General features: G+C 66.0%; 18 protein-coding genes and 1 pseudogene. 11 read left to right on the top strand and 8 right to left on the bottom strand.

Annotation, left to right across the window (positions count from 1 at the left end):
- A partial coding sequence (locus N825_RS33865; RefSeq protein WP_051514029.1) for a sensor histidine kinase occupies positions 1-1,106 on the top strand: 1,106 nt, incomplete at its 5' end.
- 29 nt (positions 1,107-1,135) lie between these two features.
- Here the strand turns inward: N825_RS33865 and N825_RS33860 are convergent.
- A complete protein-coding gene (locus N825_RS33860; protein ID WP_037461402.1) occupies positions 1,136-1,924 on the bottom strand; it encodes a UDP-2,3-diacylglucosamine diphosphatase in 789 nt (262 codons plus the stop codon).
- A gap of 198 nt (positions 1,925-2,122) precedes the next feature.
- Between N825_RS33860 and N825_RS33855 the strand changes: the two genes are divergently transcribed.
- On the top strand, positions 2,123-3,286 hold the full coding sequence (locus tag N825_RS33855; RefSeq protein WP_037461387.1) for an alpha/beta fold hydrolase: 1,164 nt from the start codon (positions 2,123-2,125) through the stop codon (positions 3,284-3,286).
- Here the strand turns inward: N825_RS33855 and N825_RS33850 are convergent.
- The gene (locus N825_RS33850; RefSeq protein ID WP_037461384.1) at positions 3,241-3,621 is read right to left on the bottom strand and encodes a hypothetical protein; all 381 of its coding nucleotides are present in this window, start codon (positions 3,619-3,621) and stop codon (positions 3,241-3,243) included. The genes N825_RS33855 and N825_RS33850 overlap by 46 nt on opposite strands.
- Before the next feature lie 190 nt (positions 3,622-3,811).
- Between N825_RS33850 and N825_RS33845 the strand changes: the two genes are divergently transcribed.
- Complete coding sequence (locus tag N825_RS33845; protein ID WP_063833985.1) at positions 3,812-5,443, top strand: alpha-amylase family glycosyl hydrolase; 1,632 nt, start codon at positions 3,812-3,814, stop codon at positions 5,441-5,443.
- On the opposite strand, the gene N825_RS33840 is transcribed toward N825_RS33845, so the two are convergent.
- On the bottom strand, positions 5,444-8,953 hold the full coding sequence (locus N825_RS33840) for an indolepyruvate ferredoxin oxidoreductase family protein (protein ID WP_037461383.1): 3,510 nt from the start codon (positions 8,951-8,953) through the stop codon (positions 5,444-5,446).
- Between the two features lie 275 nt (positions 8,954-9,228).
- Here N825_RS33840 and N825_RS33835 point away from each other — a divergent pair, with 275 nt between their 5' ends.
- Complete coding sequence (locus N825_RS33835) at positions 9,229-9,876, top strand: YkgJ family cysteine cluster protein (RefSeq protein ID WP_051514023.1); 648 nt, start codon at positions 9,229-9,231, stop codon at positions 9,874-9,876.
- 28 nt (positions 9,877-9,904) lie between these two features.
- Here the strand turns inward: N825_RS33835 and N825_RS33830 are convergent, their stop codons facing one another.
- Both N825_RS33830 and N825_RS33825 read right to left on the bottom strand, forming a co-directional pair.
- Positions 9,905-11,065: a sensor histidine kinase gene (locus N825_RS33830; RefSeq protein ID WP_051514020.1), complete on the bottom strand. Its 1,161-nt coding sequence runs from the start codon at positions 11,063-11,065 to the stop codon at positions 9,905-9,907.
- 55 nt (positions 11,066-11,120) lie between these two features.
- Positions 11,121-13,013: an AMP-dependent synthetase/ligase gene (locus N825_RS33825; protein WP_211098442.1), complete on the bottom strand. Its 1,893-nt coding sequence runs from the start codon at positions 13,011-13,013 to the stop codon at positions 11,121-11,123.
- Positions 13,014-13,117: 104 nt separating this feature from the next.
- Between N825_RS33825 and N825_RS33820 the strand changes: the two genes are divergently transcribed.
- Positions 13,118-14,938, top strand: coding sequence for a M3 family oligoendopeptidase (locus N825_RS33820; protein ID WP_037461382.1), 1,821 nt, complete (start codon positions 13,118-13,120; stop codon positions 14,936-14,938).
- A 1,469-nt stretch (positions 14,939-16,407) separates the two neighbouring features.
- On the top strand, positions 16,408-18,366 hold the full coding sequence (locus tag N825_RS33815; RefSeq protein ID WP_037461380.1) for a methyl-accepting chemotaxis protein: 1,959 nt from the start codon (positions 16,408-16,410) through the stop codon (positions 18,364-18,366).
- A gap of 3 nt (positions 18,367-18,369) precedes the next feature.
- On the opposite strand, the gene N825_RS33810 is transcribed toward N825_RS33815, so the two are convergent.
- Both N825_RS33810 and N825_RS33805 read right to left on the bottom strand, forming a co-directional pair.
- Positions 18,370-19,098 carry an anti-sigma factor gene (locus N825_RS33810; RefSeq protein ID WP_051514018.1) on the bottom strand — a complete coding sequence of 243 codons (729 nt, stop codon included), beginning with the start codon at positions 19,096-19,098 and terminating at the stop codon, positions 18,370-18,372.
- Entirely contained in the window at positions 19,095-19,661 is a 567-nt protein-coding gene (locus N825_RS33805) for a sigma-70 family RNA polymerase sigma factor (RefSeq protein WP_037461377.1), read from the bottom strand. Before N825_RS33805 ends, N825_RS33810 begins: the two co-directional genes overlap by 4 nt.
- Positions 19,662-19,962: 301 nt before the next feature.
- On the opposite strand from N825_RS33805, the gene N825_RS33800 reads away from it, so the two are divergent.
- Entirely contained in the window at positions 19,963-20,604 is a 642-nt protein-coding gene (locus tag N825_RS33800; RefSeq protein ID WP_425423768.1) for a fasciclin domain-containing protein, read from the top strand.
- A gap of 108 nt (positions 20,605-20,712) precedes the next feature.
- Here N825_RS33800 and N825_RS33795 read toward each other — a convergent pair whose 3' ends face one another.
- Complete coding sequence (locus tag N825_RS33795) at positions 20,713-22,494, bottom strand: di-heme-cytochrome C peroxidase (protein WP_037461376.1); 1,782 nt, start codon at positions 22,492-22,494, stop codon at positions 20,713-20,715.
- Between the two features lie 357 nt (positions 22,495-22,851).
- Here N825_RS33795 and N825_RS33790 point away from each other — a divergent pair, with 357 nt between their 5' ends.
- The 4 genes and pseudogenes from N825_RS33790 to N825_RS33775 all read left to right on the top strand — a co-directional run.
- On the top strand, positions 22,852-24,201 hold the full coding sequence (locus N825_RS33790) for an ABC1 kinase family protein (RefSeq protein ID WP_037461389.1): 1,350 nt from the start codon (positions 22,852-22,854) through the stop codon (positions 24,199-24,201).
- Positions 24,202-24,347: 146 nt separating this feature from the next.
- Entirely contained in the window at positions 24,348-25,142 is a 795-nt protein-coding gene (locus tag N825_RS33785) for a hypothetical protein (RefSeq protein ID WP_157619733.1), read from the top strand.
- Between the two features lie 305 nt (positions 25,143-25,447).
- Positions 25,448-26,614, top strand: coding sequence for a Re/Si-specific NAD(P)(+) transhydrogenase subunit alpha (locus tag N825_RS33780; protein ID WP_037461372.1), 1,167 nt, complete (start codon positions 25,448-25,450; stop codon positions 26,612-26,614).
- Positions 26,615-26,628: 14 nt separating this feature from the next.
- A pseudogene (locus N825_RS33775) lies at positions 26,629-26,823 on the top strand (NAD(P) transhydrogenase subunit alpha part 2); the annotation flags it as partial.

The raw sequence follows: 26,823 nt of genomic DNA, 5'->3' as shown, positions 1-26,823 counted from the left end.
CGCGCGGCCACTCGGCGGGCGCGCGGGGCCACGCGGAGCCGAGCCGGTTCGGTGACGAGCGGCTGCGCGACACCGCCGAGGCCCTGCCCCAGATCGCCTGGATCGCCGGTCCCGACGGCCGAGCGGAATACTTCAACCGCCGCTGGTTCGAGTTTTCCGGAGCGCCGCCGATGGGGCCGGACGCCGGTTTCTGGCGCGGCCACGTCCATCCCGACGACATCGCGGCGCTGGTGTCATCCTGGAGGGAGGCGCTGGCCTCCGGCACCCCATGGCAGGCGGAGTGCCGGCTGCGCCGCTCGGACGGCGTCCATCTCTGGCATCTGGGACGGGCGACACCCATCATGGATGCCACGGGTCAAGTCGTCCGCTGGTTCGGCACCGCGACAGAGATCGACAGTCAGAAGCGTACCCAAAACGAACTGGCCCGGACGGCGGCGGAACGGGAACATCTGCTGCGGCAGAAGGACCTTCTGCTGCGGGAGGTGCATCACCGTGTCCGCAACAATCTCCAACTGATCTCCAGCCTGCTCAGTCTCCAGAACAGGACCATCACCGATCCGGTGGCGTCGCAGGAGTTCACCGAGGCGCGCGGGCGGATCGAGACGGTGGCACAGGTCCACGAACAGCTTTATCTGACCGACACTCCCGACCTGATGGACTTCGTGGCCTTCCTGCAAGGTCTCTGCGCGAACCTGTCCAGGCCGGGAATTCCCGTGATCTGCCAGCGGGCGCATCCGCTGGACCTGCCGATCGACGAGGCGACCCCGCTCGCCCTGATCGCCAACGAGTTGATCGCCAACGCCGTCGAATTCGCCTATCCCGGCGAGGGCGTGGTGATCTCGGGCGGTCCCGTGCGGGTCATCCTGGAGGGAACATCTCCTGGCCCGATCCAACTGCGGGTGGAGGACGATGGCGTCGGACTGCCAGCCGATTTCGAGCAGGGGCGCGAGCGTCTCGGCATCCGGCTGGTCCGGCAATTGACCCGACAACTTCACGGACGGTTGGATGCCGGTCCGCGTGACCCGGCGGCCGGATCCGGTGTCACCGTCAGCATCCGGTTCGACAGCGAGCCGGTTCCACCGATCGGGGTGTGGCCGGAGGGCTGATCCGGCCCGAACGTCGCCAATGCCGCTTGTCAGGACGCGATCGGAACGACCTTGGCCGAGCGCGCTTCGACGATCGGCTCGGGCCATCTCAACAGTTCCAACTCGCCCGACGCGTGTTCGACCAGGGCGGTGCAATTGTCCACCCAGTCCCCATCGTTGAAATAGAGGATGCCGTCGACGGTCTTGATCTGGGGAAAGTGGATGTGGCCGCAAACGACGCCATCCACGCCCCGCTTGCGGGCCTCGTCCACCAGCGCCGTCTCGTAATTGTGGATGAATTTGCCGCGATGCTTGACCTTGTGCTTCAGGTAGCCTGACAGCGACCAATAGGGATATCCCAGCTTGGACCGGCCCCAGTTGAACCACTGGTTGACCAATTGCGAGGCCGCGTTGGCGTGGGTTCCCAGATGGCCTAGCCAGGGCGCCCGGGCGACGACGCTGTCGAACTGGTCGCCATGGATCACGAGCAACCGTCGGCCGTCGGCGGTCACGTGGATGGTATCCTCTACCACCAGGACGCTGCCGAACTCGTGGTCCAGATAGCCGCGCAGCATGTCATCGTGATTGCCGGGTGTCAGGATCACGCGGGTGCCCTTGCGCGCTTTCCGCAGCAGTTTCTGGATCACGTCGTTATGGCTTTGCGGCCAGTAGCGCGCCCGCCGCATCCGCCAGAAATCGATGACGTCGCCGACCAGATACAGCGTGTCGCATTCGACCTCCCGCAGGAAGTCCAGCAGCCGTTCCGCCTGACATCCGCGGGTGCCGAGATGGATGTCCGATATCCAGACGGTCCGGTACCGGTGCGCCGCGTCCGTCATCATCCCTGTCCCCGTGCCGCCACCCCAGTTCCTTGGTCTCGCATGGCCGCGGGGTGGGGCGCAAGCCGCGGATCGTGACATTTGGATAAGGTCCGGAACTTGCCACGCGCCGCCCGCTTTTGTCACCGCCGGGTCAGGGAAGCGTTAACCCAGGGCGGGCCACCATGGCATTCAGTCCAACGACGCTGTCGAGGTCCCGTGAGCGCCGATCCTTCCGGCAACGATCCGATCGAGTGGTACCGGGTGGAGCGACATCCGGACTCGGATCTGCTCGTCATCGTCTTTTCCCATGTCAGCGAGAAGCCAGGCCGCTTCTCGTTCTTCGGCACCTTCCGGGACTTCAAGGTCAACAAGCTCTTCCTGAACACTCCCCGCAACCACTGGTACCGCGAGGGCGTGCCGGGCTTGGGCGACGACATCGACGCGGTGGCCGAAGGGTTGCGGATCATCATGCAGGAGATCGCTCCCCGGACGGTGATGTGCGTCGGCAACTCGATGGGAGCCCACGCGGCGCTGCTGTTCGGCGCGCTGATCAACGCGGACCATATCCTGGCGATCGGCCCGGAGACGATCCTGAACCTGTCGGGCAGCCGAAGCCGAAGTTTCATGGTCGGGCAGGCTCCCTGCGTCCATGACGACCTGCTGCCACTCCTGGAACAGCCCGTGGCCGACCGACGGATCAGCATCGTGATCGGCGAGTCCGACGCGGTCGATCTGGAATGCGCCCGCCGCGTGGCGCATCTTCCCGGCGTCACGGTGCGGACGCTGCGGAGCGTTGGACACGAGGTTCCCGCCATGCTCCAGCGGTTCGACGCGTGGCGGCCGCTGGTGGCGCGCTTCGTCCGCGACGGCGGATTGCCGCCGCTGCTGCCCTTGGAAGGCCATATCATGTCGACCGGCGACGCGGCGGACGCGCTGCTGGAAGGACGCCGCCTGCGCATCGCCGGAAAGCGGGAGGCGGCCCGCGCCCGGCTCAAGCATTGTGTCACGCTGTATCCGGACGCCGATGTCGCGCATGACGAGATCGGACAGATCGAGCGGGAGGAGGGCGCCTTCGCCAAGGCCGAGGCCGCCCACCGGCTCGCCCTGCGGCTGGCTCCCGACCGGGCGGCCTATCATCACCACCTCGCCATGGCGCTGGAGGCGCAAGGGCGCGCCGGGGAAGCCTTGGCCGCCTACGACCAAGCCTGCTCGCAGGAACCCGGCAACAAGTTCCTGGCCCGGTGCCGCGAGGAGGCGCGGGGACGTCTGCCGCCGTCAGCGGAAGCGACGGCGGCGAGTATCGAGCGCGCGGCCTGGGGTGCTGGCGGTGTCTTTCAGAAGGAGGAGACGCCCTCGATGTCAGCGCCATCCCTCGTATAGACCTGGATGGCGCGGCAGGTCATGGCGTCGGCGTCGACGATCAAGTGACCCGGCTGGCCGCTCAGCCTGATCCAGGCGGTATAGCGGACGACCCGGTCATTCGTGCCGTCCATGTCCCTCGTGTAGTAGAGCTCGGTGATCCGGTCCGGCGCCACTCCGACGCCCTCCACAGCCCCGGCCACCTGCGCGTTGCAGCGGTTCTGGCTGAGCTGATCGATCCGCGCCAGATAGGCGGGGTCTGTCGCCGCCTGCTTCGGTGGCTGTAGCCCCGCGCAGGCGGTCAGGACGCCGACGGCCGCCATCAGGGCGATCGTCGCTGAGGATTTTGTCTTCATCGTCGTTCCATTAAGTCTCAACGGGAGCCGGAGCGATCGCCAACAGTCCAATCCCCACGTGATCCTCATAATTCCGCACGGAAGGAATTGGATCGCATTTACCGCTTGTTGACGGGATTTGTCCTACGGTCGCTTTTTCACCGCCGGGTTGGGACAGCCGATCCGGCATTGATTATTTGGGAGCGCGCCGTTGATTTCGGAAGGGGCTTCCGGTGCTTGTTGGCTCAACGGCGCCGCGATCTATCAAGTCTATCCGCTGAGCTTCCTGGATACCGACGGTGACAGCCATGGCGACCTGGAGGGCGTGATCCGGGGGTTGGATCACATCGCGTCGATGGGCGTCGACGCCCTTTGGCTTTCGCCGTTTTTCCCGTCGCCGCTGGCGGATTTCGGCTATGACATCACCGATCACAAGGCGGTGGCGCCCCGCATGGGGAGCCTCGATACCTTCGACCGCCTGCTGGCGGAAACCCATCGGCGGGGCCTGCGGCTGATCATCGATCTGGTTTGCGGCCATACCTCCGACCGCCACGTCTGGTTCGAGGAGAGCAGGAGGGCGAGGCGGGGAGGGCGGTCGGACTGGTATGTCTGGAGCGACCCAGCACCGGATGGCACGGCGCCCAACAATTGGCTGTCCGTTTTCGGCGGTCCCGCCTGGACCTGGGAACCGCGGCGGCGACAGTATTACCTGCATCATTTCCTGTCGGGCCAGCCGACACTGAACCTGCGAAACGGCGGCGTGATGGAGGCGCTGCTCGATATCGCCCGCTTCTGGCTCGATCGCGGCGTCGATGGCTTCCGGCTGGACGCCGTCGATTTCCTAATGCGGGATCCCGCCTTGAGGAGCAACCCGCCTCTGTCGTCCACGCCGGTGGAGATCCCCGCCAAGCCGTTCGGCATGCAGGCCCATGTGTTCGACGCCGCCCATTCCGACGTGCGGTGTGTGCTGGAGCGGATCAGGTCCGTCGTCGCCCCGTACCCTGGGCGGGCGCTGTTGGGCGAGGTGTCGAGCCAGCCGGGCGCCGGGGCGAGGATCGACCGCTATGCCAAACCAGGCGGGCTCGACTGCGCCTACACGCTCGATCTGCCAAAGCGCCCCTTCGGCGTTCAAACGTTCCACGCGGCCCTGACGGCGGCGGGGGATGGCGCCGCGACCTGCTGGAGTTTCAGCAACCACGATGTCGAAAGGGCCGCGTCGCGCTGGCGGCCGGCCGGGGCCGATCCCGAACGCTTCGCGGCGCTGCTGGCTTTGCTGTTCTGCTGCCTGCCCGGAAGCCTGTGCCTGTACCAGGGTGACGAGTTGGGACTGCCGCAGGCCGACCTCGCCTTCGAGGACCTGCGCGATCCATTCGGCACGGCGTTCTGGCCGGAGTTCAAGGGTCGCGACGGCTCGCGCACCCCGATGCCCTGGATCAGGGGAGCGACCCATGGCGGCTTCACCAGCGCCGCGTCACCTTGGCTGCCGGTCCCGGCGGTTCACCGGGATCTGGCCATCGACCACCAGGAGACGCGGCCGGACTCGACGCTGAACCGCTGGCGGCGCTGCATGGCGTTGCGCCGCCGGTATCCCGACCTGAGGCACGGCGCGTTGGGGCGGGTGGACGAGGACGGTTCGGTGCTGTCCTTCACGCGCGGCGACAGCCTCGTCGCCGTGTTCAACCTGTCGTGCGACCGGGCGGAGCACGTCCTGCCGCCCGGCCGTCACGTGCCGCTCGACATCCCGCTCCCCGGCCCGGCGGCCCTGATCGACGGCGCCGACGCCGAGGGGCGGCGCGTCACCCTGCCGCCGCTCGGGGCGTTGCTGGCGCGCCGCGAGGGCTGATCACTCCGCCGCCATCGGCGTCGGGGCCGGCTTGCGGAAGGCGTCGAGCAGGGCCGCCTCGTTGGCCTTGGCGTCCGCGAGATGCCTGTCCTTGACGGGGCCATAGCCGCGGATGCGATCGGGAATGTTCGCGATCTCGACCGCCAGTCCATGGTTCTCGTAGTTGAGACCTCCCAGAAGCTCGCCCAGCGTCTTCTCGTAGTCGGCGATCAACTGCCGCTCCAGCTTCCGTTCCGGGGTCCGGCCGAACGGGTCCAGGCGGGTGCCGCGCAGGCGCTTCATGCGGGCCAGCACCTCGAACGCCTTCAGCATCCAGGGACCGTAGGCCTTCTTCCGGGGTTCGCCCGTGGCCGGGTTGGTCTCCGCCAGCATCGGGGGGGCGAGGTGGAACTCCAGCTTGTAGTCGCCCTCGAACTGTTCGCGAAGCTGCTTGAGGAAGGTGCCGTCGGTATAGAGCCGGGCGACCTCGTACTCGTCCTTGTAGGCCAGCAGCTTGAAGTAGTTGCGGGCGACCGCGTCCGCCAGCCCCGTCCTGCCTTTGGCGCGTTCGCCCTCGACGCGCCGAACCCACTCGATCTGATTCCTGTAGCGGGCGGCGTAGGCTGCGTCCTGGTAGTCGGTCAGGAAGGCGACCCGGCGGCCGATCGCCTCGTCCAGCGTCTCCGAGAGCTGGCGATGCGACGGCTGGTCCGCCGCTTCCTCGCGCTGAACCGCGGCGGCGGGAGCCGCGGCCGACTTGACCGCCGCCAGATCGGCGGCGGCCCGGCGGCCCCAGCGGAAGGCCTCGGTGTTCATGGCGACCGCCACGCCGTTCAACTCGATCGCCTGCTCGATCGAGTCGGCCGAGACTGGCACGAAGCCCTTCTGGTACGCGGCACCCAGCATGAACAGATTGGTCGCGATCGAATCCCCCATCAGCGCCGTGGCGAGCCCGGTGGCGTCCAGCGAGGTCAAAGTGTTGGCGCCGCCGCACGCCTTGGCGATCTCGCCCAGCAGGTCCTGGGTTGGTATCCGGAAATCGGCGTTTCGGGTGAAGTCGGAGGTGATCGTCTCGCGGTCGTTGATGACGGCGTTGGTGAAGTCCGGTGACATCTTGGACAGGCAGTCGCCGCTGGCGGCCACGATCAGGTCGCAGCCGATCACCAGCTTGGCGCCCCCCGCCGCGATGCGGACGGCGTGAAGCTCGTCCGGGCTGGACGCGATGCGGATATGGCTGGTGACCGCTCCGCCCTTCTGCGCCAAGCCCGCCTGATCCAGCACCGAACAGCCCTTGCCCTCGATATGTGCCGCCATGCCGAGGATCGCGCCGATCGTCACCACGCCGGTGCCACCGATGCCGGTCACCAGGATTCCGTAGGGATGGTCGAGACCGGGCCGCGCCGGGTCCGCCAGCGGGATCGCGGTACCCGAGGCCGCGGCGCCGCCAGCGGCCGCCGGCTTCGGCTTCCGCAACTGGCCGCCATGGACGGTGACGAAGCTGGGGCAGAAGCCTTTGACGCAGGAGAAATCCTTGTTGCAGGTGGATTGGTCGATCCGCCGCTTGCGGCCGAACTCGGTCTCGACCGGCACCACCGACAGGCAGTTGGACTTCTTGGAACAGTCGCCGCAGCCTTCGCAGACCTGCTCGTTGATGATCACCCGCTTCGGCGGATCGACCATGATCTTGCGCTTCCGGCGCCGGCGCTTCTCAGCGGCGCAGGTCTGGTCATAGATCAGGATGCTGGTGCCCTCGACCTCGCGCAACTCGCGCTGGACCCGGTCCAAGTCGTCGCGGTGCTCGACCTTGACGCCCGACGCCAGCCCGACCGGCCCGGCGTACTTCTCGGGCTCGTCGGTCACCACGACGATCCGCGTCGCCCCTTCCGCCGCCAGTTGCCGGCTCATCCGCGGCACGGTCAGGGTGCCGTCATGTCCCTGGCCGCCGGTCATCGCGACCGCGTCGTTGAACAGGATCTTGTAGGTGATGTTGACCTTCGAGGCGATGGCGGCGCGGACCGCCAGCAGGCCGGAGTGGAAATAGGTCCCGTCGCCCAAGTTGGCGAAGATGTGCCGCTCGTCGGTGAAGGGCGCCTGTCCGATCCAAGGTACGCCTTCGCCGCCCATTTGGGTGAAAGTCTCCGTCCGCCGGTCCATCCAGGTCGCCATGTAGTGGCAGCCGATGCCGGCCACGGCGCGGCTGCCCTCGGGCACCACGGTGGAGGTGTTGTGCGGGCATCCTGAGCAGAAGAACGGCTTCCGCTCGACCAGCGCCTTCCGCGCCTTGGCGTTCTCCTGGCGATCCAGGAACTCGACCCGGCGGCGGATGCCCTCATGGTCGAAGAACTTCAGCAGGCGGCGGCCGATCACCACGGCGACGCGGGCCGGCGACAGTTCGTTGTAGGACGGCAGAAGCTCGCGCGCGTCCTCGTCGAACTTGCCGACCACGCGGGGCCGGACATCGGGGTTCCAGTTGTACAGCTGTTCCTTCAACTGGTTCTCGATCAGCGCCCGCTTCTCCTCGACGACGACGATCTCCTCCAGCCCCTGGGCGAACTGGCGGATGCCCTCGCGCTCCAACGGCCACGCCATGGCGACCTTGTAGACGGTCAGCCCGATATCGGCGGCCATCGCCTCGGAGATGCCGAGGTCGTCCAGCGCCTGCCGGACGTCGAGATAGGACTTGCCGGTGGTGACGACGCCCAGGCGCGGGCGCGGCGAGGCGATGACGGTCTTGTCCAGCCGGTTGGCCCGCGCGAAGGCGAGGGCGGCGTAAAGCTTGTGCTTCATCAGCCGCTCCTCCTGCTCGAGCGGCGGATCGGGCCAGCGGATGTTGAGGCCGCCGGTCGGCATGTCGAATTCCGGCAGGACATATTTGACGCGGAGCGGATCGATCGAGACCGAGGCCGAGCTGTCCACCGTCTCGGCGATCGTCTTGAAGGCGATCCAGCAGCCGGAGAAGCGCGACATCGCCCAGCCCATCAGGCCGAGGTCCAGGAACTCCTGCACGCCCGCCGGGTTCAGCACCGGGATCATCGAGCCGACGAAGGCGTGTTCCGATTGGTGCGGGAACGTGGAGGACTTGCAGCTGTGATCGTCGCCCGCAAGCACCAGGACGCCGCCATTCCTGGACGTGCCCGCCGCGTTGGCGTGCTTGAACACGTCGCCGGACCGGTCGACCCCGGGACCCTTGCCGTACCACATGGCGTAGACGCCGTCATAGCGCGAGCCGGGGAACATGCCGACCTGCTGGCTGCCCCACACGGCGGTGGCACCCAACTCCTCGTTGACGCCGGGCTGGAACTGGATGTGGTTGGTGGCGAGGAACTTCCGCGCCTTCCAGAGCGCCTGATCGAACCCGCCCAGCGGCGACCCGCGATATCCCGAAATGAAGCAGCCGGTGTTGAGCCCGGCGGCCACGTCGCGCTGGCGCTGCATCATCGGCAGCCGCACCAGTGCCTGGGTTCCCGTCAGGAACACCCGGCCATTTTCGAGCGTGTATTTGTCGTCCAGTTTGACAGCCGGCAACGTCATGTCCTGCTCCTCCTGACAGAGAGATCCTTGAACGGTCTTTTGTTCTTCTTCTTGGGAAAAGGTTAAGCTGTACTGTCCTATCCTGCAATCACTCCGCGATGACCCTGAACAAAACGCAACGAACCTCCGCGACCTCATGTCGCGCCGACTAAAAATTATATGGGATCGCGAAAGCCGGAACGATCCGTTCGGCTGTGAAAAATCGCGAGCGCCGAAAATCCCATCACGGAGATTTTGGGTTCCGACGACATACCCTCCGATCCTATAACGGCCGCATGAAGACCTCGAAGACCCCACCGAGCGAGCAGCCCAGTCCCAACGAGATCGCGCGGCAGACCGCGCGGTTCCGGGCCCTGATCGCCAAGCCGACGCCGGAGCGGTTGCGCTCGCTGGTCTCCGCCGGCCACAAGCAGTTCGAGCGGAGCCTGGCCGCGAACCCGACCCGGCAGCCGGTCGCCTGCCGCATGGGCTGCGACCACTGCTGCCATCTCTATGTGTCGGCCACGGCACCTGAGCTGATGGTCATTGCCGAGCACGTCGCCGCTTGGCCCGATGAACGGCGCGACGCCCTGCGATCCCGGCTCGACGCGGCGCTGGCGGTGACACGCGGATTGTCGCCGGTCGAGCGGGTTCGGCTCAGCCATCCCTGTCCCATGCTCGAGGCGACACCCCAAGGAGGCGTCTGCGGCATCTATTCCGTCCGTCCGCTGAACTGCCGAGCCTATGCCTCGTTCGACGCCGTAGCATGTGAGAGGTCGACGCGGGAGCGCGATCCCGATGCCCCTATCCCGGTTCCCAAGATCAACATGCGAACGCGTCGCCTGCTATCGCATTGCATGCGCGAGGCCCTGAGCGATCGCGGGCTCGACGGCGATTCACACGAGTTGATCGAGGGTTTGTCGCGGACGCTGGCCCAGTCGTGACCCAGCCTCGCATGATCCCCGCATGTTTTCACACCAGCGGCATATCCAGGATGACGCGGGCACCCTCGCCCTTGAGATGGGACTCGCCGTCCCAAGTCAGCTTGCCACCCATTTGGCTCGCCAGCACGTCCATGATCTGAAGGCCGGTGCCGACGCGCGATGCCTTGGTCCGGTCGAATCCGGGGCCGTCATCCTTCAGGATCAGCCGCCCCCTGTCCGATGTCACCCGCTCAAGCATCAGGGACACCTCGCCACTGCCGCCGCCGAAGGCGTGCTGCAGACTATTGACGATGAATTCGTTGATCAGCAGTCCCAGGGGAACGGTGGTGTCCATCGCGGCATCCGCTTCCTCGGCGGCGAAGGCGAGCGTCACGTCCTCCGCCCGCGCGCCATGGAAGGACAACAGGCTTTCGCACAGGGCCTTCAGGTAGCGGGGTAGGTTGATGCGGTTGACGTTCTCCGCCTCGAACAAGCTGTCGTGGACGACCCTCAGCGTCTCGACCCGGCTGCCGATGATCCGGAGCTGACCCTCCACCGGTCCGCCGCCGACCCGCCGGATCTGCATGTTGAGCAGGCTGGTGATGATCTGGAGGTTGTTCTTGACCCTGTGCTGCAGTTCCCGCAGCAGGACGGCGCGCTCCTCGGCCAGCCGGGTTAGGGCGTCGTGGGTATCGTGCCGGTCGATCGCGGCGGCCAGGACGTTGGCGTAGCCTTGCAGGAAGTCGACATCCTCCTGGTTGAAGCTCCTCAACTCGTCGCTGTCGACCTCCAGCACGCCGAATGGCACGCCCTTGCCCTGGATGATCACGTTGACCAGGCTGCGGATACCGTGCTCGCGCAGGAACGGCGGAACGTCGAACCGGCTTTCGCTCTCGATATCGTCGGCGATCACCGGCTTGCCGGTCTTCAGGGTGAAGCCACCGGACGACTTGCTGCCGGCGTCGATAACCAGCTTCCCGACAAGCCCCGGCTTCCATCCGACGCCCGCTCGCATCAGCAGCGCCTCGCCGTCCGCCACCCGCTGCATGACCTTGGCGCGGCCGATATCCAGACCCTGCGCCGCCAGGACCACCGCCTCGTGCAATAGGGCGTCAAGATCGTCCACCATCAGCGCCTGCCGGCCGAATTCGGCCAGGGCGCTCTGTCGGCGGACCCATCGCTCGTGGTTGAAGGTGTTGTCATCACTCATGGTCAAGACAACACTTCAAGTGGGGGAATGGCATCGAATACCGATGGGGCGGCACTCAGCCGATCTTTCGGTTCGGCTCCCTGACCGCGGTTCCGTACAGGTCCTCCAGCAACCCACCATGGCGCTTGCGGATCTCGTGGCGGCGGATCTTCAGCGTCGGGGTCAACTGCGCGTTCTCCACGCTGAACGGTTCGGCGACCAGCGCGAACTTGCGGACCCGCTCGATCCCGGACAGACCGCGGTTGACCCGATCGACCGCCTCGCCGATGTGCTTCCGGAAATCGGCGTCGCCCACCAGCCCGACCGGATCCGAAGGTTTGCCATGCCGCTTGGCCCAATCGCGGGCAAGCTGGAGGTCAGGCACGATCAGCGCCACCAGGAACGGCTTGCCGTCGCCCGCCACCATCACCTGTCCGATGATGGGCTCCAGCCCCAACAGACTCTCGATCCGCTGCGGCGCCACGTTGTCGCCGCCGCTGGTCACGATCAGGTCCTTCTTGCGGTCGGTCAGCACCAGGGAGCCGTCCTCCGCCAGATGCCCGATGTCGCCGGTGCGCAGCCAGCCATCCTCCAGCGCTCTGGCGGTCGCGTCCTCGTCGCGCCAGTAGCCCTTCATCACCATTGGCCCACGCGCCAGGATCTCGCCATCCTCCGCCAGCCTGATGTCGACGCCCGGCATGGGCAGGCCGACCGTGTCGTGGCGGATCCGGCTGGGCCTGTTGCAGGCGATCAGCGGCGACGCCTCGGTTTGGCCGTAGCCTTGCAGGATCCTGATTCCCATCGACTGGAAGAACAGCGCCGTCTCCGGCGCCAGGGCGGCGCCACCGGAGATGAAGGCCTTCAACCGCCCGCCGAAGCGCTGGCGGACGCGGGCGCGCACCAGCCGGTCCAGCGCGAGATCCACCACGGCGTCCACCGGCCCCAGCTCGCCGCCCCGGTGATAGCGCTTCGCCCCCAGCTCCAGCGCCTTGGCGAATAGTTTGTGGCCGAGGCCGCCGGCCCGCTCGACCTCGCGCCGGATGCGGGTCTCCAGCACCTCGTATAGGCGGGGCACGGCGGTCATGATGGTCGGCTTGACCTCGCCCAGGTTGCCGGCCAGCTTCTCGACCGATTCCGCGTAGGCGATCCTCGCCCCCAGGGTCAGCGCGAACATCTGGCCGCAGGTGTGCTCATAGGCATGGGCCAGCGGCAGGAACGACAGGAACGTCTCGTCGCCCAGCCCGACATCCTGGATCAGGGTGAAGGCCGCCTCGCAGTTCGCCAGCACATTGCGGTGGGTCAGCATGACCCCCTTCGGCGTCCCGCCCGTGCCGGAGGTGTAGATGATGCAGGCGACATCGTCCGCCGACACCTCGGGTTCCCCCAGGGGCTCCGAGCCGCGTCCCAGCAATTCCGCCCATGTCAGCCTCTCGGGTGCTTCGGGCCGGTTATCGCTCCCGTCCTCTTCGAAGGCGACCACCGCCCGGACGGCACGCACCTGGAGCACGGCTGGCATCACCTTCCGCATCAGGGCGGGCGTGGAGACCAGCACGACGCTGGCGCCGCTGTCGGTCAGCGTGTGGACGTGGTCGGATGCCGTGCTTGTGGTATAGGCCGGAACGGTGATCGCCCCCAGCATCATGATCGCGAAGTCGGCGATCAGCCACTCGGGCCGGTTCTCCGCCACGATCGCGACGCGGTCTCCGCGCCCTATCCCCAGCGCCCGCAAGCCCGCCGCGGCCCTCCGGACATCGGCGGCGACCTCCGCCCAGCTGGCGGACCGCCAGTCGCCGTCACGCTTGGAAATCAGCAGCGGCCGGTCGCCGAGCCGGGCCGCCTGATCGAACAACATCGCCGGCAGCGTCCGCCAGCGGGCGTAGGTGTCGGCGTTGGTCTGGTGGTCGTCCATGGCTGAGGTCCATTGTTCGAACTGGGCCTTGAGGCCGGGTGCCGATGTGCCCGCGTACATATGGCGGGTCCCCGGTGTTTGAAAGGCCGCGACGCTTGGAACGATGGTGCCGCCCGCCTATATCCCAGTCAGCGCCACGAGCCAGCGCCAAGAGGAGGAAGACCATGAGCCAGACAGCGACCGCGGAGCCGCTCGACATCCCCGATCCCGCGACGCCCGACTTGGGCGCGTTGCCGACCTGGGATCTCGGCGACCTCTATCCGGGTCAGGACTCCGACGCGCTCAAGGCCGACCTCGACCGGATGGAAAAGGCGTCCAGGGATTTCCACAAGCTCTATAACGGCAAGCTGGCCAACCTGGAAGGCCCTTCGCTGGCGACCGCCGTCGCGCGCTACGAGGAGATCGACGAGACCCTGTCGCGCATCATGAGCTACGCGCATCTGGTCTACGCCGGCGACATGAACGACCCGTTGGTCGGCAAGTTCTTCCAGGGCATCCAGGAGCGCGTCAACGGCATCTCCACCCATTTGCTGTTCTTCACGCTGGAACTCAACCGGATCGACGACGCGGCGCTGGCCGCCAAGCTCAAATCGCCCGAACTCGCCAAATACGCCCCTTGGCTGCGCGACATCCGCGTCTTCCGCCCGCATCAGCTCAGCGACGAGTTGGAACGGCTGCTGCACGAGAAGTACGTGGTCGGCCGCGCCGCTTGGAACCGCCTGTTCGACGAGACCATCGCCGGCCTGCGCTTCACGATCGGCGGCCGCGAGATGACCTGCACCGAGGCGCTGAACCGCTTGACCGACCGCTCGACCGAGCGCCGCCGCGAGGCCGCCGTCGAGATCGGCAAGGTGCTGAACGACAACATCCGCACCTTCGCGCTGATCACCAACACGCTCGCCAAGGACAAGGAGATCGAGGACAAGTGGCGCGACTATCCGCGTCCGACCTCGTCCCGCAACCAGTCCAACCATGTCGAGGACGAGGTGGTCGACGCGCTGGTCACCGCCGTCAAGGGAGCCTACCCGAACCTGTCGCACCGCTACTACGCGATGAAGGCCAAGTGGATGGGCGGCGACACGCTGGATTACTGGGACCGCAACGCCCCGCTGCCGACCGACGACGACAAGCTGATCCCGTGGAACCAAGCGCGCGGCATCGTGCTCGACGCCTATGGCCGCTTCTCGCCGGAACTGGCCGCCGTGGGCCGGCGCTTCTTCGACAGCGCCTGGATCGACGCCGAGGTTCGGCCCGGCAAGGCGCCCGGCGCCTTCGCCCATCCGACGGTGCCGAGCGTCCACCCCTATCTGCTGGTCAACTACCAGGGCAAGACGCGCGACGTGATGACGCTGGCGCACGAGCTGGGCCACGGCGTCCATCAGGTGCTCGCCGGCAAGCAGGGCCACCTGATGGCCGACACTCCCCTGACGCTGGCCGAGACGGCGTCGGTGTTCGGCGAGATGCTGACCTTCCGCTCGCTGCTCGACGCCGAGACCGACCCGGCCGCCAAGAAGATCATGCTGGCCTCCAAGGTGGAGGACATGCTGAACACCGTGGTCCGCCAGATCGCCTTCTTCGATTTCGAGCAGCGGCTCCACACCGAGCGGCGGCAGGGCGAGTTGACGGCGGATCGGATCGGCGAGATCTGGATGGAGGTCCAGACCGAGAGCCTGGGACCGGCGCTGCGCTTCGATGACGGCTACAAGGGGTACTGGGCCTATATTCCCCACTTCATCCACTCGCCGTTCTACGTCTACGCCTACGCGTTCGGCGACTGCTTGGTCAATTCCCTCTACGCCGTCTACCAGGACGCCTCCGACGGCTTCGCGGAGCGGTACCTGAAAATGCTGTCCGCCGGCGGCACCCTGCGCCACCGCGAACTCCTGGCCCCCTTCGGCCTTGACGCCTCGGACCCGGCGTTCTGGAACCGCGGCCTGGGCGTGATCAGCGGCTTCATCGACGAGCTGGAGCGCCAGGACGCTTGAGGAGTGTCAAATGGGGACATTCTGGTTTTATACTTCCAAAATGGTTGCCAGAACTTACCATAAAACCAGAATGTCCTCTTAATTTCCGTCGAATATTCTCTCGGCATCTTGGGAACAATGAAGAAATGCGAAGAAGCTGCAGATTGTCCCCTGCAGCCGCTAATCTTCCTCAGGATGATCAATTGTTTAATGAATTCAAAATGCTTTTTTATTCTCTTGAGACCGCAGGATCTTCATTTAACGTAATGTTCCTGACAATAATAAATTTTATTTTAGCATAATGTTAGTGCTGTGCTGCTTGAGGCGGTAATAACGGCCCGCCCAACAATCTTTTCACTCAAGGAAGCGCAGCAAGACCGCAAACGGAAGATCAAGGAAGCTAAACTCTGCGCTTCAACGGGCTGCGGTCCACGCCGTGTTATTTTTAAGTTGAGATTCGGCGACCTTTGAAGGCCCGAATGAATCATCTAATTTGTGTGGGCCAGGTTCGCTCCATACAACGTCGACACTTGCACTTGGCGCAGAAACGAGAGTGAAGGAGGAAGGCATGTGGAAAGTAGCCGCGCTGACATTGACAGCCGCTTCGCTGATCGGATGTGCCACTGAAGCCGAACGGTTGGCCGAATGTGAAGCCAAGGGCGTTAGCAGGGATACTTGCTATTTAGCCGAACAAAATCGCGAGAATCAGAACAGAACCAATGCGGAGGAGAGTTATAGATGGGATATGGAGCGATGGGATAGGGAACACAAAAAGAAACCGTAAAATAAAATCCGAAAACCTATAACAGGGTAATATGCTATGGAGCAATATCTTCTTCCATGATATTGCCATTCAGCCATCGTGATTTGGCAGGTTATCCATATCATCTGTTGATCTCGCCTCTGCGCACGTTTCCTGGCCTCGGTACGCCTGTTCCAACCAGCGGCCAGACCATTGCGCAGAGGCGTTCCGGCGATCCAGTCGGATGCTCTCAGGGCACCTGAACTGTGTGCGGAACATGCTCGTGTCGCACGTGAGGCATCATGGCTGGGATGTCCTACACTGAACGGCACCACCAAAAACCGTGTATGAATGATGGCACGCGGCGCGCCGCGGTCGTTGCCGTCCAGATAACCCACGGGGATCAAGAGAGGCCGGAAACGTATCATCCTGGGTCAGTCGTGCCTCAGCGCACCTAAGCCCAGTTATCTCGCGCACAACCTGTCAGTCAGTCTCCACGTTTTACGGAAACCTGTGCTCTCGCCGATCGATACGATCCGTTCAAGCGTGTCCGGCGGTTGGCAAGTACCTTTGGTCGCATTGGCATTTGACCGCCGCGCGGCATTGCCCCCACCAAGCCCCCCCGCGACCGTCACATTCATTTCACGCCTGCGGCAAGATAGTTCTCTAAACTTCCCACCTCGCGCCTGACTTCGGCGCGTGTCGGTGGTACGGTCCGGCACTTGGGTGACCATCGAGGCGTGGGATCGTGCCGTTCATCAACCGTCTATCCATTTCGACCAAGATCGCCCTGCTCTGCGTGTTCGCGATCGGCTTGATCGGCATCATCAACCTGCTGGCGCTCCGCGCGGTCCTGCTGACGGAGGCGGCGCGGCTGGGAATCGAGCGGCAGGAAGGCAACCTGAGGGTGGCGTGGGAAGTCCTGCGGACGGCGGGCGCCCAGCGGCTCGACCCGCGGGGCCGCCTGATGGTGGGTGAAACGGTGATCGACAGCGACACGGCATTGGTCGACCGCATCGGCGCGCTTACCGGCGGAGCGGTGTCGATCTTCGTCGACTCCCACCGGGTCGCCACTTCGGTCAAGGGAGCCGACGGACGCCGCGCCGTCGGCTCCGCGCTGGGCGATCCCGTCGTGGCGGACGCCGTCCTGAAGCGGGGCAAGCCGTACCGGGGCGAGGCCGACGTGCTCGGCACCCCGTATTTCGCGGCCTATGACCCCATCATCGACTCCAGCGGCAAGGCGATCGGAGTGCTGTCGGTCGGGGGGCCGCAGGCGGATTTCATGACCATGGTCGACGCCGTGGTCCGGGGCGGGCTGCTGCTGGGCGCCATCGCGGCCCTCCTGGTCGCCACCGCCTCGTTCTTCGTCCTGCGCCTGCTGCTCGGTCCGCTGACCCGGCTGCGCGCGGTCATGGGTCGGTTCGCGGCGGATGAGCTGGACGAGCAGGTGCCGGGGCTCGACCGCGCCGACGAGGTCGGCGCCATGGCCGCGTCCGTCCAGGTCTTCCGCGATCACGCCATCAAGGTCCGAGAGATGCGGGCGGAGGAGGCGCGGATGGAGGAGTTCCACCAGGAGGAGGTGCGCGGCGCCATCCGAGGCATGGCCGACAAGGTGGATAGCCAGACCCGCAAGGCGATCGAGACGGTGACCGACCAGACCGACGGCATGCGCGTCACGACGGTCGGCTTGCACGACCTCGCCCGCGGCATCGACCAGAACGCCCGCGAGATGGCTGGCACCTCCGCCCGCGCGCTCGACGCGGTCAGGACGGCGGCGGACGCGGCCAACCGCCTATCGGAGTCGATCGGCCAGATTTCGGGCCGGGTGGCGGAGACCGCGACGGCGGCCGGCCACGCCGTCGCCAGCGCCGGGGACGCCGCCCGCGTCATCCGCATGCTGGACGAGGTCGCGACCGAGATCGGCGGCATCGTGGACCTGATCCGCAACATCGCCTCGCAGACCAACCTGCTGGCGCTCAACGCCACCATCGAGGCGTCCCGCGCCGGCGAGGCCGGGAAGGGCTTCGCCGTGGTCGCCGCCGAGGTCAAGAGCCTATCGCGCGAGACGGAGCGCTCGACCAACCAGATCGGCGACCTGATCAGCCGCATCCAGGCGGCGGCGCGCGACGCCGCCGCGGCGGTCGGACGGGTCAGCGACACCATCGGCGTGGTCGATGGCATCGCCGGGACCATCGCGGTCGCCATGCGCGAGCAGTCCGCCGCCACCGCCGAGATCGCCCGCAACGTCGAGGCGACCGCCGGGGCGACCCGCGACGTGTCCGGCCATCTCGAAGCGCTGACCGGCGACGTGCGGCGCTCGGACGAGCTGGCGGAAAGCAGCAAGGTGGCGGCCGCCCTGCTGAGCGACGGCATCGAGTCGCTGGCCGAGGCGCTGACCCAGATCGTCCGCACCTCGACGGAGGAGGCCAACCGCCGGACCTATACCCGCCACGCCTGCAAGATCCCCACCCGCGTGGCGGGGGATTTCGGCAGCGGCGACGCCGAATTGCTCGACGTGTCCCGCGGTGGCGCCCTGATCGCCAGCGACATCAAGTTCGCGGCGGGCGACCGGCTCACCCTGCGCATTCCCGACCGCGAGCAGCCCCAGTTCGCCCATGTCGTCGGCGTCAGCCGCCACGGCGTCCACCTGCAGTTCGACCCCCCACCGCTGGCGGAAATGGACGTGGAGCGTGTCGCGGCGCGGTGACGCTCACCGCGCCTCCACCAAAGTTCCGGTATACAGGACCGGCCCGGTCGGCGCTCCCGTCGGGGAGCCGCCCGCCGGTTCCAGGCTGACCGCCAGCAGCGCGCCCGGGCGCACCAGATCCGGCGGCAGGCGGTCGAGCGGCACCGGCGTCACGCCGCTCCGCTCGATCACGCCCAGCGATACTGGCTGGGCGCGGGGCGGCACCACCCACAGCTCATAGGAATTGCCGGCGGGGGCCGGGCGCTCTCCCACCGGCGTCACGTTGGCGCGCCGCGCCGCCGGGATTCGGACCGCGAAGGCTGGTCCCTCGGGCGCCTGGAGCACAGCGACCAGCGCCGGTTCCTGCGGTGGCGGCACGGGAGGATTCCAGACCATGACCGCCAGCAGGCAGGCGGCGGCGGTTGCCAGTGCCGCCGCTCCACGCCACAGCGCCAAGCTCGACCAAAGGCGCGCGGTCAGCGAGGGGGTGGAGGGCGTGGTGGCGGGGAGGGGCGCCGGTGTCGTCACCTCCCGCTCGATCCGGTTCCAAAGGGCTTCGGGCGGGGTGACCGGAGCCAGCGCGTCCGCGAACCCGCTCAGCCTGTCCTCCCACACCGCGACGCGGCGGCGCAGGTCGGCGTCCGACGGCAGCGCCGCTTCGAACCGGACACGGTCGGCGCCGCGCAAGGTGCCGAGCACGTATTCGGCGGCCTCCTGATCACGGCCGGTGGAGGTTTCGTGGTCGCCGGTCATCGCTCCAGACACTCCCGCAACGCCGACAACCCACGCAGGATCCAGCTCTTGACCGTTCCCAGCGGCTGGTCCAGGTGCCGCGCGATCTCCTGATGCGAACAGCCGTCCATGTAGGCCAGCGTGATGCTGCGGCGCGGCCCTTCCTTCAACTCGCCAAGACAGCCGCGCAGCGCGCCGCGATCCTCGAAGGCTGGTGGCTCGATGCCCTCGATGGCGCCGGCCAGTTCCGCCTCGCCGATCTCCATCGTGCCCGGTGGCCCGCCGCTCCGCCGCTCCCGGTCGCGCATGTCGAGTGCCCGATGGCGCAGGATGCCGATGATCCAGCCGCGCGCGCTCCCGAATGCCCGATCGAAACGGCCGGCGTTGCGCCAGACCTGGACGAAGGTGTCCTGCACCACCTCCTCAGCCAGCCTCCTGTCGCCCAACATGCGGAGCGCCAAGGCCAGCAGCAGGCCGCCATGGTGGTCGTAGAGGGCGCGCAAGGCCCGGCTGTCGCCGTCGGCGCAACGGCGTATCAGATCGGCTTGTCCGTCTTCCGCGGCTTCGGTGGGTTTGGCGACCAAGGGGAACTCGGAGTTGCGGCGCGCTCGGCCCGCCCATGGGATGGACCGCTCCGGTCGAAGGTACGACGGCCACCACTGCGCGTCCATCCCTGGTGATCTCCTGTTTTCGCCAAGTCGCGGATGCTCGACCGATGCGCCGATTACGGCGCCGGAGGTCCTGACGGATGCGGAGTGCGGGGGCGCCAGCCGTCAGGCGTACTCCACAAGTTTTCCGATGTCCGCGCATCCAATCCTGGCGGGGCCGGCGTAACGGGGATGAGCGCGCCCATGGCGTGCCCAACAACAACGAGGAACTCCCATCATGCGTACGCTCGCCAAACTGCTGCTCACCACCGTCGCGGCCGCCGGTCTCGCCGCCTGCGCCCAGTCCGAGGCCGACACCATGGGCAAGCCGATGATGTCGTCCTCCGCTTCCATGAGTCCTTCCGGCATGGGTTCTTCCGGCATGGGCTCCATGGATCCCGTGATGGTCGGCGGGCAGTCGATGCTGCCGAGCAAGACCATCGTGGACAACGCGGTCAACTCCGCCGATCACAAGACGCTGGTCGCGGCCGTCAAGGCCGCCGATTTGGTCGATACCCTGCGGAGCCCCGGCCCCTTCACGGTGTTCGCCCCGACCGACGCCGCCTTTTCCCAGCTTCCCCCCGGCACGGTCGGCACCCTCGTCCGTCCCGAGAACAAGCAGGCTCTGACCGGCATCCTGACCTATCACGTGGTCCCTGGCCGGCTCGACATGATGGAATTGCAGCGGCGGATCATGGCGGGTAACGGCTCGGCCACGCTCAAGACCGTCCAGGGTGGCACGCTGACCGCCATGATGAACGGTCCGCACAACATCACCCTCCGCGACGCCGCCGGCCATGTCGCCGACATCTCGACCTATGACGTCTACCAGTCCAACGGCGTCATTCACGTCATCGACCATGTCCTGATGCCCAAGTAGGTCCAGGGTCCAGGACGGACCCGAAGGCGGAAGCCTGAAAACGACGACGCGCGGAGCCGGCGTCACCGGCTCCGCGCGCGCCACCCGCCAGGGTGTCCCGACACTTCGTCAGAGCTGCTTCAGGTACTCCAGCAGCGCCTTCTTGTCGTCCGCCGACAGGCTGGTGCCGTACTCGTGGCCGCAGCGGCTGTTGCCGGAGTTGAGGTTCGAGCAATCCGTCGTCTTCAGGACATAGTCGAACTGCGTCTGCTCCACCGCCAGCCCGACATTCTCGATGTCGTAGTTCTGGCCGATCTTGAACGACGCGGTCCGCTGCGCCGCCGGCTTCAGCAGGTCGGCCAGGGTGGGAACCGACCCGTTGTGCAGGTAGGGGGCCGCCGCCCAGATGCCTTCCAGCACACGGCTCTCGTACACGTTCGACGCGGCGCTGGAGGAGGTGGACGTGCCCGAGCCCGAGGCCGGATCCGCGGTCGGGACCGGCGGCGCCAGCGACTTCAGGGCTTGGAGTTCCGGCGACTTGAGCCAGGACGGCACGTCCGAGGCGAGGTCGCCGGCATCCTCCATGGTGTCGAGCAGCAGTGGGATCGAATGCTGGAGGATCGACCCGATGACCGCCGTGCCCAGCACGTTGAACGCGGAGTCCACGGGTTTGAGCGGCTTGGTCAGCAGCGGGATGAACGCCCCTTCCATGACGCCGGTCTTGACCTGGATCCCCAGCTTGTCCCACTCACGGGTGTCGGTGCCGACATCCAGCAGCGGCGTACCCCAGGTCTCGTGCTCGAGGGACCTGAACTTACCCTTCGTGATGCCGTGACAGTCGACGCAGCCGCCTTTTTCCGTCGACCAATTGAAGATGTCGCGCCCCCTGATCGCCAATGATTCGTTGATCGCCCACGGCCACTTCGGCGGACCCAGCTTGATGATGTTCTTTTCCTGCTTCTGCAGGCCCAGGAAATCGGCCGAGTTGTTCGCCAGGTAATCCATCCTCAGCCCGAAAATTCCCTCTTCGCGCTTGGGATGGAAGATGCCGAAGACCCCGAAGACCTCGCCCAGGTTGCGGGACAGCGCCAGGAGGGAATTGCCGTTCGGGGAGAAGCCCGGCCACTGGGTCATGTCCTGGATCGGCGCGTTCCACAGGAACGGGTAGCGCACCGGCGCGTCGGCGGTCTTGATGTTGTCGGCGATGATGTGGGTCGGGCCGGTGCCGATGTCGAGACCGGTCAGCCGGTTGAAGATCATGGTCACCGCATCGAGCCGGCTGGGACCCCAGGGGTCTGCCGGCAACGACTTGGACACGATCGTGTGGTACGGCAGGTACCACGCCTCGATCTCGCCGCGCAGCTTCGCCTTCGCCGCTTCGGACGGCTTGGGCCCGATGACGGTGACGGAGAAGGAGTTGAAGGCGTCCTTGTTCTTCAGCAGGGCGCCGACCGCCGCGTCCAAGTCGCTGAGGAAGGTCTGGAAGTCGGCGATGGCCGGGCCGCCGTCGATCCGGTAGGGCACCTTGTCGACTTGGATCTGCCGGGTGTGGCAGGCCGAACAGGTCATCCCGAGGGTTTGGCCGTCGGGACCGGCGGCCACGTTGAACCCGAGCGGCAGCAGGGGATACTCGCCCCCCTTGTTCGGCAGATAACCGTAGCGGCTCAGGTTGTCGGCCAGGAACGGCTTGCCGTCGGGCTGCTTCAGCGCCGCGATCCACGCCATCGGGATCAGGCGCGAGCCTTGGTCGCGGGAGTAATAATCCTCGCGGACCGTCTCGGTCCACTCGTCCCCCTGGTCGACGTAGATCACCGGAGGGGATGCCGCCGCGGCGGGACGTCCGAGCGGCGATGTCAGGGCCAGGACGGCGCACGCCAAGCCGCCTGCCGTCAGGATTCGACTGAAGTTCATCCCAGCCTCTCTTTTGAAAATCATGATGACGGGATTGTGAGTTCGGATTTGGATGAAGAATACCTCTCGACGAAGCAAACCGTCAGTTGAGGTGCCTATCATTACCTTGCGGAAAGCCAACCTAACATGTGGATTGGCAAGGTAAAACAAATTTGGTGTTTCAATATTATAATATTAGGTGGATGAATATCTTGGTATGCGGTGAGAAGAACTATGCATGGAAAGATGTTGGACTTGAAACATCTTTCAGAGGCGGCGGCGGCGCTCGCGTCCGTCCCCAACCAACCCATCGGCATGGTCCCGCCGCCGATCGGTGGCGCACTGGTCTTTCCTCATGCGGGGCACCATTTTCCGAGCATGGCAAATGGCACTGAACAGAACTCGTTCGGCGGGCGGATCGCCCGCTACGCACGGGTGTCGACGGCGATGGGCGGATTGGCGGCGCGACTCGCCGGTCAGCGCTATCTGGGGATCAAACTCGAACGTGGCGAGCACGCCAAGGAGTTGCGCGACGCGCTGGGCGGTCTGAAGGGGCCGCTGATGAAGGTGGCGCAGATCCTATCCAGCATACCGGACGCGCTGCCGCAGGAATACGTCCAGGAGTTGTCGCAGCTCCAGGCCGACGCGCCCAGCATGGGCTGGCCCTTCGTCAAGCGTCGGATGGCGGCGGAACTGGGGGGCGATTGGCAGTCACGCTTCGCCAGCTTCGAGCGGACCGCCGCCTCGGCGGCGTCGCTGGGGCAGGTTCACAAGGCGGTCGGGCTGGATGGCAAACAACTCGCCTGCAAGCTCCAGTATCCGGACATGATGTCGGCGGTCGAGGCCGACCTGCGGCAGCTCAGCCTGATCTTCTCGATCTACGAACGCTATGACCGCACGATCTCGACCCGCCAGATCCACGCCGAGATCTCGGCGCGCCTTCGGGAAGAGCTGGATTACGCCTTGGAGGCCTGCCATACGGCGCTCTACCGCGACATCCTGGGGCCGATCGGCACGGTCCATGTTCCCGAGGTCGAGCCGGAGCTGTCGACCAAGCGGCTCCTGACGATGAACTGGCTCGAGGGCCGCAAGATCCTGGACCACATCAAGGATCATCCGGAGCACCGCGACGAGTTGGCGCTCAACATGTTCCGGGCGTGGTACACGCCGTTCTACACCTGCGGCACGATCCACGGCGACCCGCATCTGGGCAATTACACGGTGCGGCCGGACGCTTCGATCAACCTGCTCGATTTCGGCTGCATCCGGATCTTCAAGCCCAGTTTCGTCAAGGGTGTGATCGACCTGTACCACGCGCTCCAGACCAACGACCGGGACTTGGCTGCCGAGGCGTACCGCGTCTGGGGCTTCAACAAGATCACCCATGAGTTGATCGACATTCTCAACGTTTGGGCGCAGTTCGTCTATGGACCGATCCTGGAGGACCGGACGCGCCGAATCGATGAGACCAACAACGCCATGTACGGCCGCGAGGCGGCCGAGAAGGTCCACAAGGCGCTGCACGAGGTCGGCGGTTTGGAGATCCCGCGTGAGTTCGTCTTCATGGACCGGGCGGCCATTGGTTTGGGATCGGTGTTCCTGCACCTGAAGGCCGAGATCAACTGGTACCAGATCTTCCACGACCTGATCGAGGACTTCGATGTCGATACCCTGGCGGAGCGTCAAACCATGATGCTCAACCGGCATGGCGTGCCTCTGCCGGTCTGAGGAAAACCCGGCGAAACACGGGGCTGGATCATCGGGGTGTCGATTTTCCGTGAAAAATTGTGGAACCAACCCGTCAAAACCTTTGTTGAGGGGGCCAAAGGTTGCCGAATGGTGGCCAGATCGCCCCCCAGACGAGGATCACGACTATGAATAAATTGTATTATGGCGCGGCCGTGCTGGCTCTTGCTCTCGGCGTTTCGGGCCAGGCGATGGCGCAGAACGACACGGGAATGAAGACCGGCCAAACCGATGGCGCCACCAGCGGCCGGGCGGCCCTGGGACAGGGCGGCGTTGGCGCGGGTGATCCGACATTCCAGACCGGCACCACCAACGTCCAGGTTCCAGCGTCCTGCGGTCCCACCGACATCGCGGCGGTCCAGTCCGACCTGAGCAGCGTGTCCAACCAGATGATCCGCGAACGTCTCGAAGTGCAGCTTCAGACCGCGACGAATCAGTATCAGGACGGCAACCCGGGCAAGTGCGCCCAGATCCTCGCCGACGCGCGGAACTCGATCGTCAAGGCGGGCGGCAGCGTCAATGACATCAGCGCCGCCGCTGGCGGCGGTGTCGTTCCCCCGGCCGGCGCCGGCCGGGCTGGCAGCGAGAGCGTCGCTGGTGGTGGCCCCGTCGCTGGTTCGACCGAGACCCGTCCGATGGGCAGTGGCATGAGCGGCGCCATGGCTGGCGCCACGACCGGCAGCCTCGCCGCCGGCAGTGGCCAGAGTGCCATTCCGCAGCGCTATACGGTCAACGACTGCCAGCCTACCACTTGGGCCTCGCTCGAGGACAAGGCCGATCAGGTTCCGCAGAACCGCAAGGGCGAGTTCCAGCAGCTGCTGGTGCAGATCCAGCAGCAGTACAACTCGGGCAATCAGGGTCAGTGCGCCCAGTCGATGAACCAGTTGGCGTCGATCCTGCCGGGTGGTTCGCAGGCCCGCTGATTGCGGGCTCGCTGATTTGATCCGAGCCAACCTGGACTGACATCCAGGGAGAAGGGCGGTCAACCCAAGGTGGGTTGACCGCCCTTTTTTCGTGCGCCTTTTCGCCGGCGCGCGGCGGCGCTCCGGGAATGCGACCAATGTCCACTGTGAATGATTGTGGCATGGAGGTTTATTGGATAAGTCCCGACAGGCGGGATAGCTGGGTAGAACGCTTCACAAACTTTCCTGAATGCGGCATTTTGCCATCGCATAACCGTCCGCCATATTTCTCGGCAAAAAAATCAGCGGCAAGGGAACCAGCCAGGATGAAAGTCGCCATACCGAAGGAGCGGCGTGACCATGAGCGTCGCGTCGCGGCCTCGCCGGATACCATCAAGAAGTACAAGCAGCTCGGGCTGGACGTCGTTGTCGAGACCGGTGCTGGCGAGCACGCGTCGATTCCCGATCAGGTTTTCGTCGACGCCGGGGCCACGATCGCTCCGGATGAGGCGTCGGCGCTCGGTGACGCCGACATCGTGCTGAAGGTTCAGCGGCCCCTGACCGAGGCCGAGGGCGGCCCGGACGAGCTGGCGCTGATGAAGCCCGGCGCCATGCTGGTCGCCATCCTGCAACCCTATCAGCAGCGCGAGCAGCTCCAGGCCTACGCCGACGCGAAGGTCAACGCCTTCGCGATGGAGCTGATGCCCCGAATCACCCGTGCCCAGTCGATGGACGTGCTGTCCAGCCAAGCCAACTTGGCGGGATACCGCGCCGTGATCGACGCCGCGTCGGAGTTCGGCCGCGCCTTTCCGATGATGATGACGGCGGCCGGCACCGTGGCTCCGGCGCGCTGCATGATCATGGGCGTCGGAGTCGCCGGCCTCCAGGCCATCGCGACCGCCCGCCGGCTCGGCGGCGTGGTTTCCGCGACCGACGTCCGCCCGGCGACCAAGGAGCAGGTGCAGAGCCTGGGCGCCACCTTCGTCGCCGTCGAGGACGACGAGTTCAAGGAGGCGCAGACGGCGGCCGGCTACGCCAAGGAGATGAGCGCCGGCTATCAGGAGAAGCAGCGGGCGCTGATCGCCGAGACGATCAAGAAGCAGGACATCGTCATCACCACGGCGCTGATCCCCGGCCGCAAGGCGCCGATCCTGGTGACCGACGCGATGGTCCGGTCGATGAAGCCGGGTTCCGTGCTGGTCGATCTGGCGGTGGAGCAGGGCGGCAACGTCGAGGGGTCCAAGCCGGGCGAGATCGTCGATGTCGGTGGCGTCAAGATCGTCGGCCACATCAACGTGCCCAGCCGCAACGCGGTCGACGCGTCGATGCTCTATTCCAAGAACCTGCTCAACTTCCTGACGCCCCTGATCGACAAGGACAAGGGCCTGACGATCAACTGGGACGACGAGATCATCAAGGGCACCGCGCTGACGCGCGACGGCTCGGTGGTGCATCCCAATTTCGCCGCCGCCGACGCGGCGGCCAAGAGCTGAGGGGAACACAGCCAATGACCAGCCAGGAATTGGCCCAGCAGGTCGCCAACCTGCAAGCGGCCTTGCGGTCGCTCACGATCGAGGCCGATCGGCTCGCCGCCGAGACGGCCACCTTCGCCACCAGCGCCCACGACGCGGCCCCTGCGGCCGGCCATAGTTTCTTCATCACCGGGCTGACGGTCTTCGCGCTGGCCTGCTTCGTCGGGTAC

Source organism: Skermanella stibiiresistens SB22, assembly GCF_000576635.1.
Lineage (GTDB): Bacteria > Pseudomonadota > Alphaproteobacteria > Azospirillales > Azospirillaceae > Skermanella > Skermanella stibiiresistens.
Note: the sequence above shows the minus strand (reverse complement) of the source record. Positions and strands in the feature narration are given on the sequence as shown.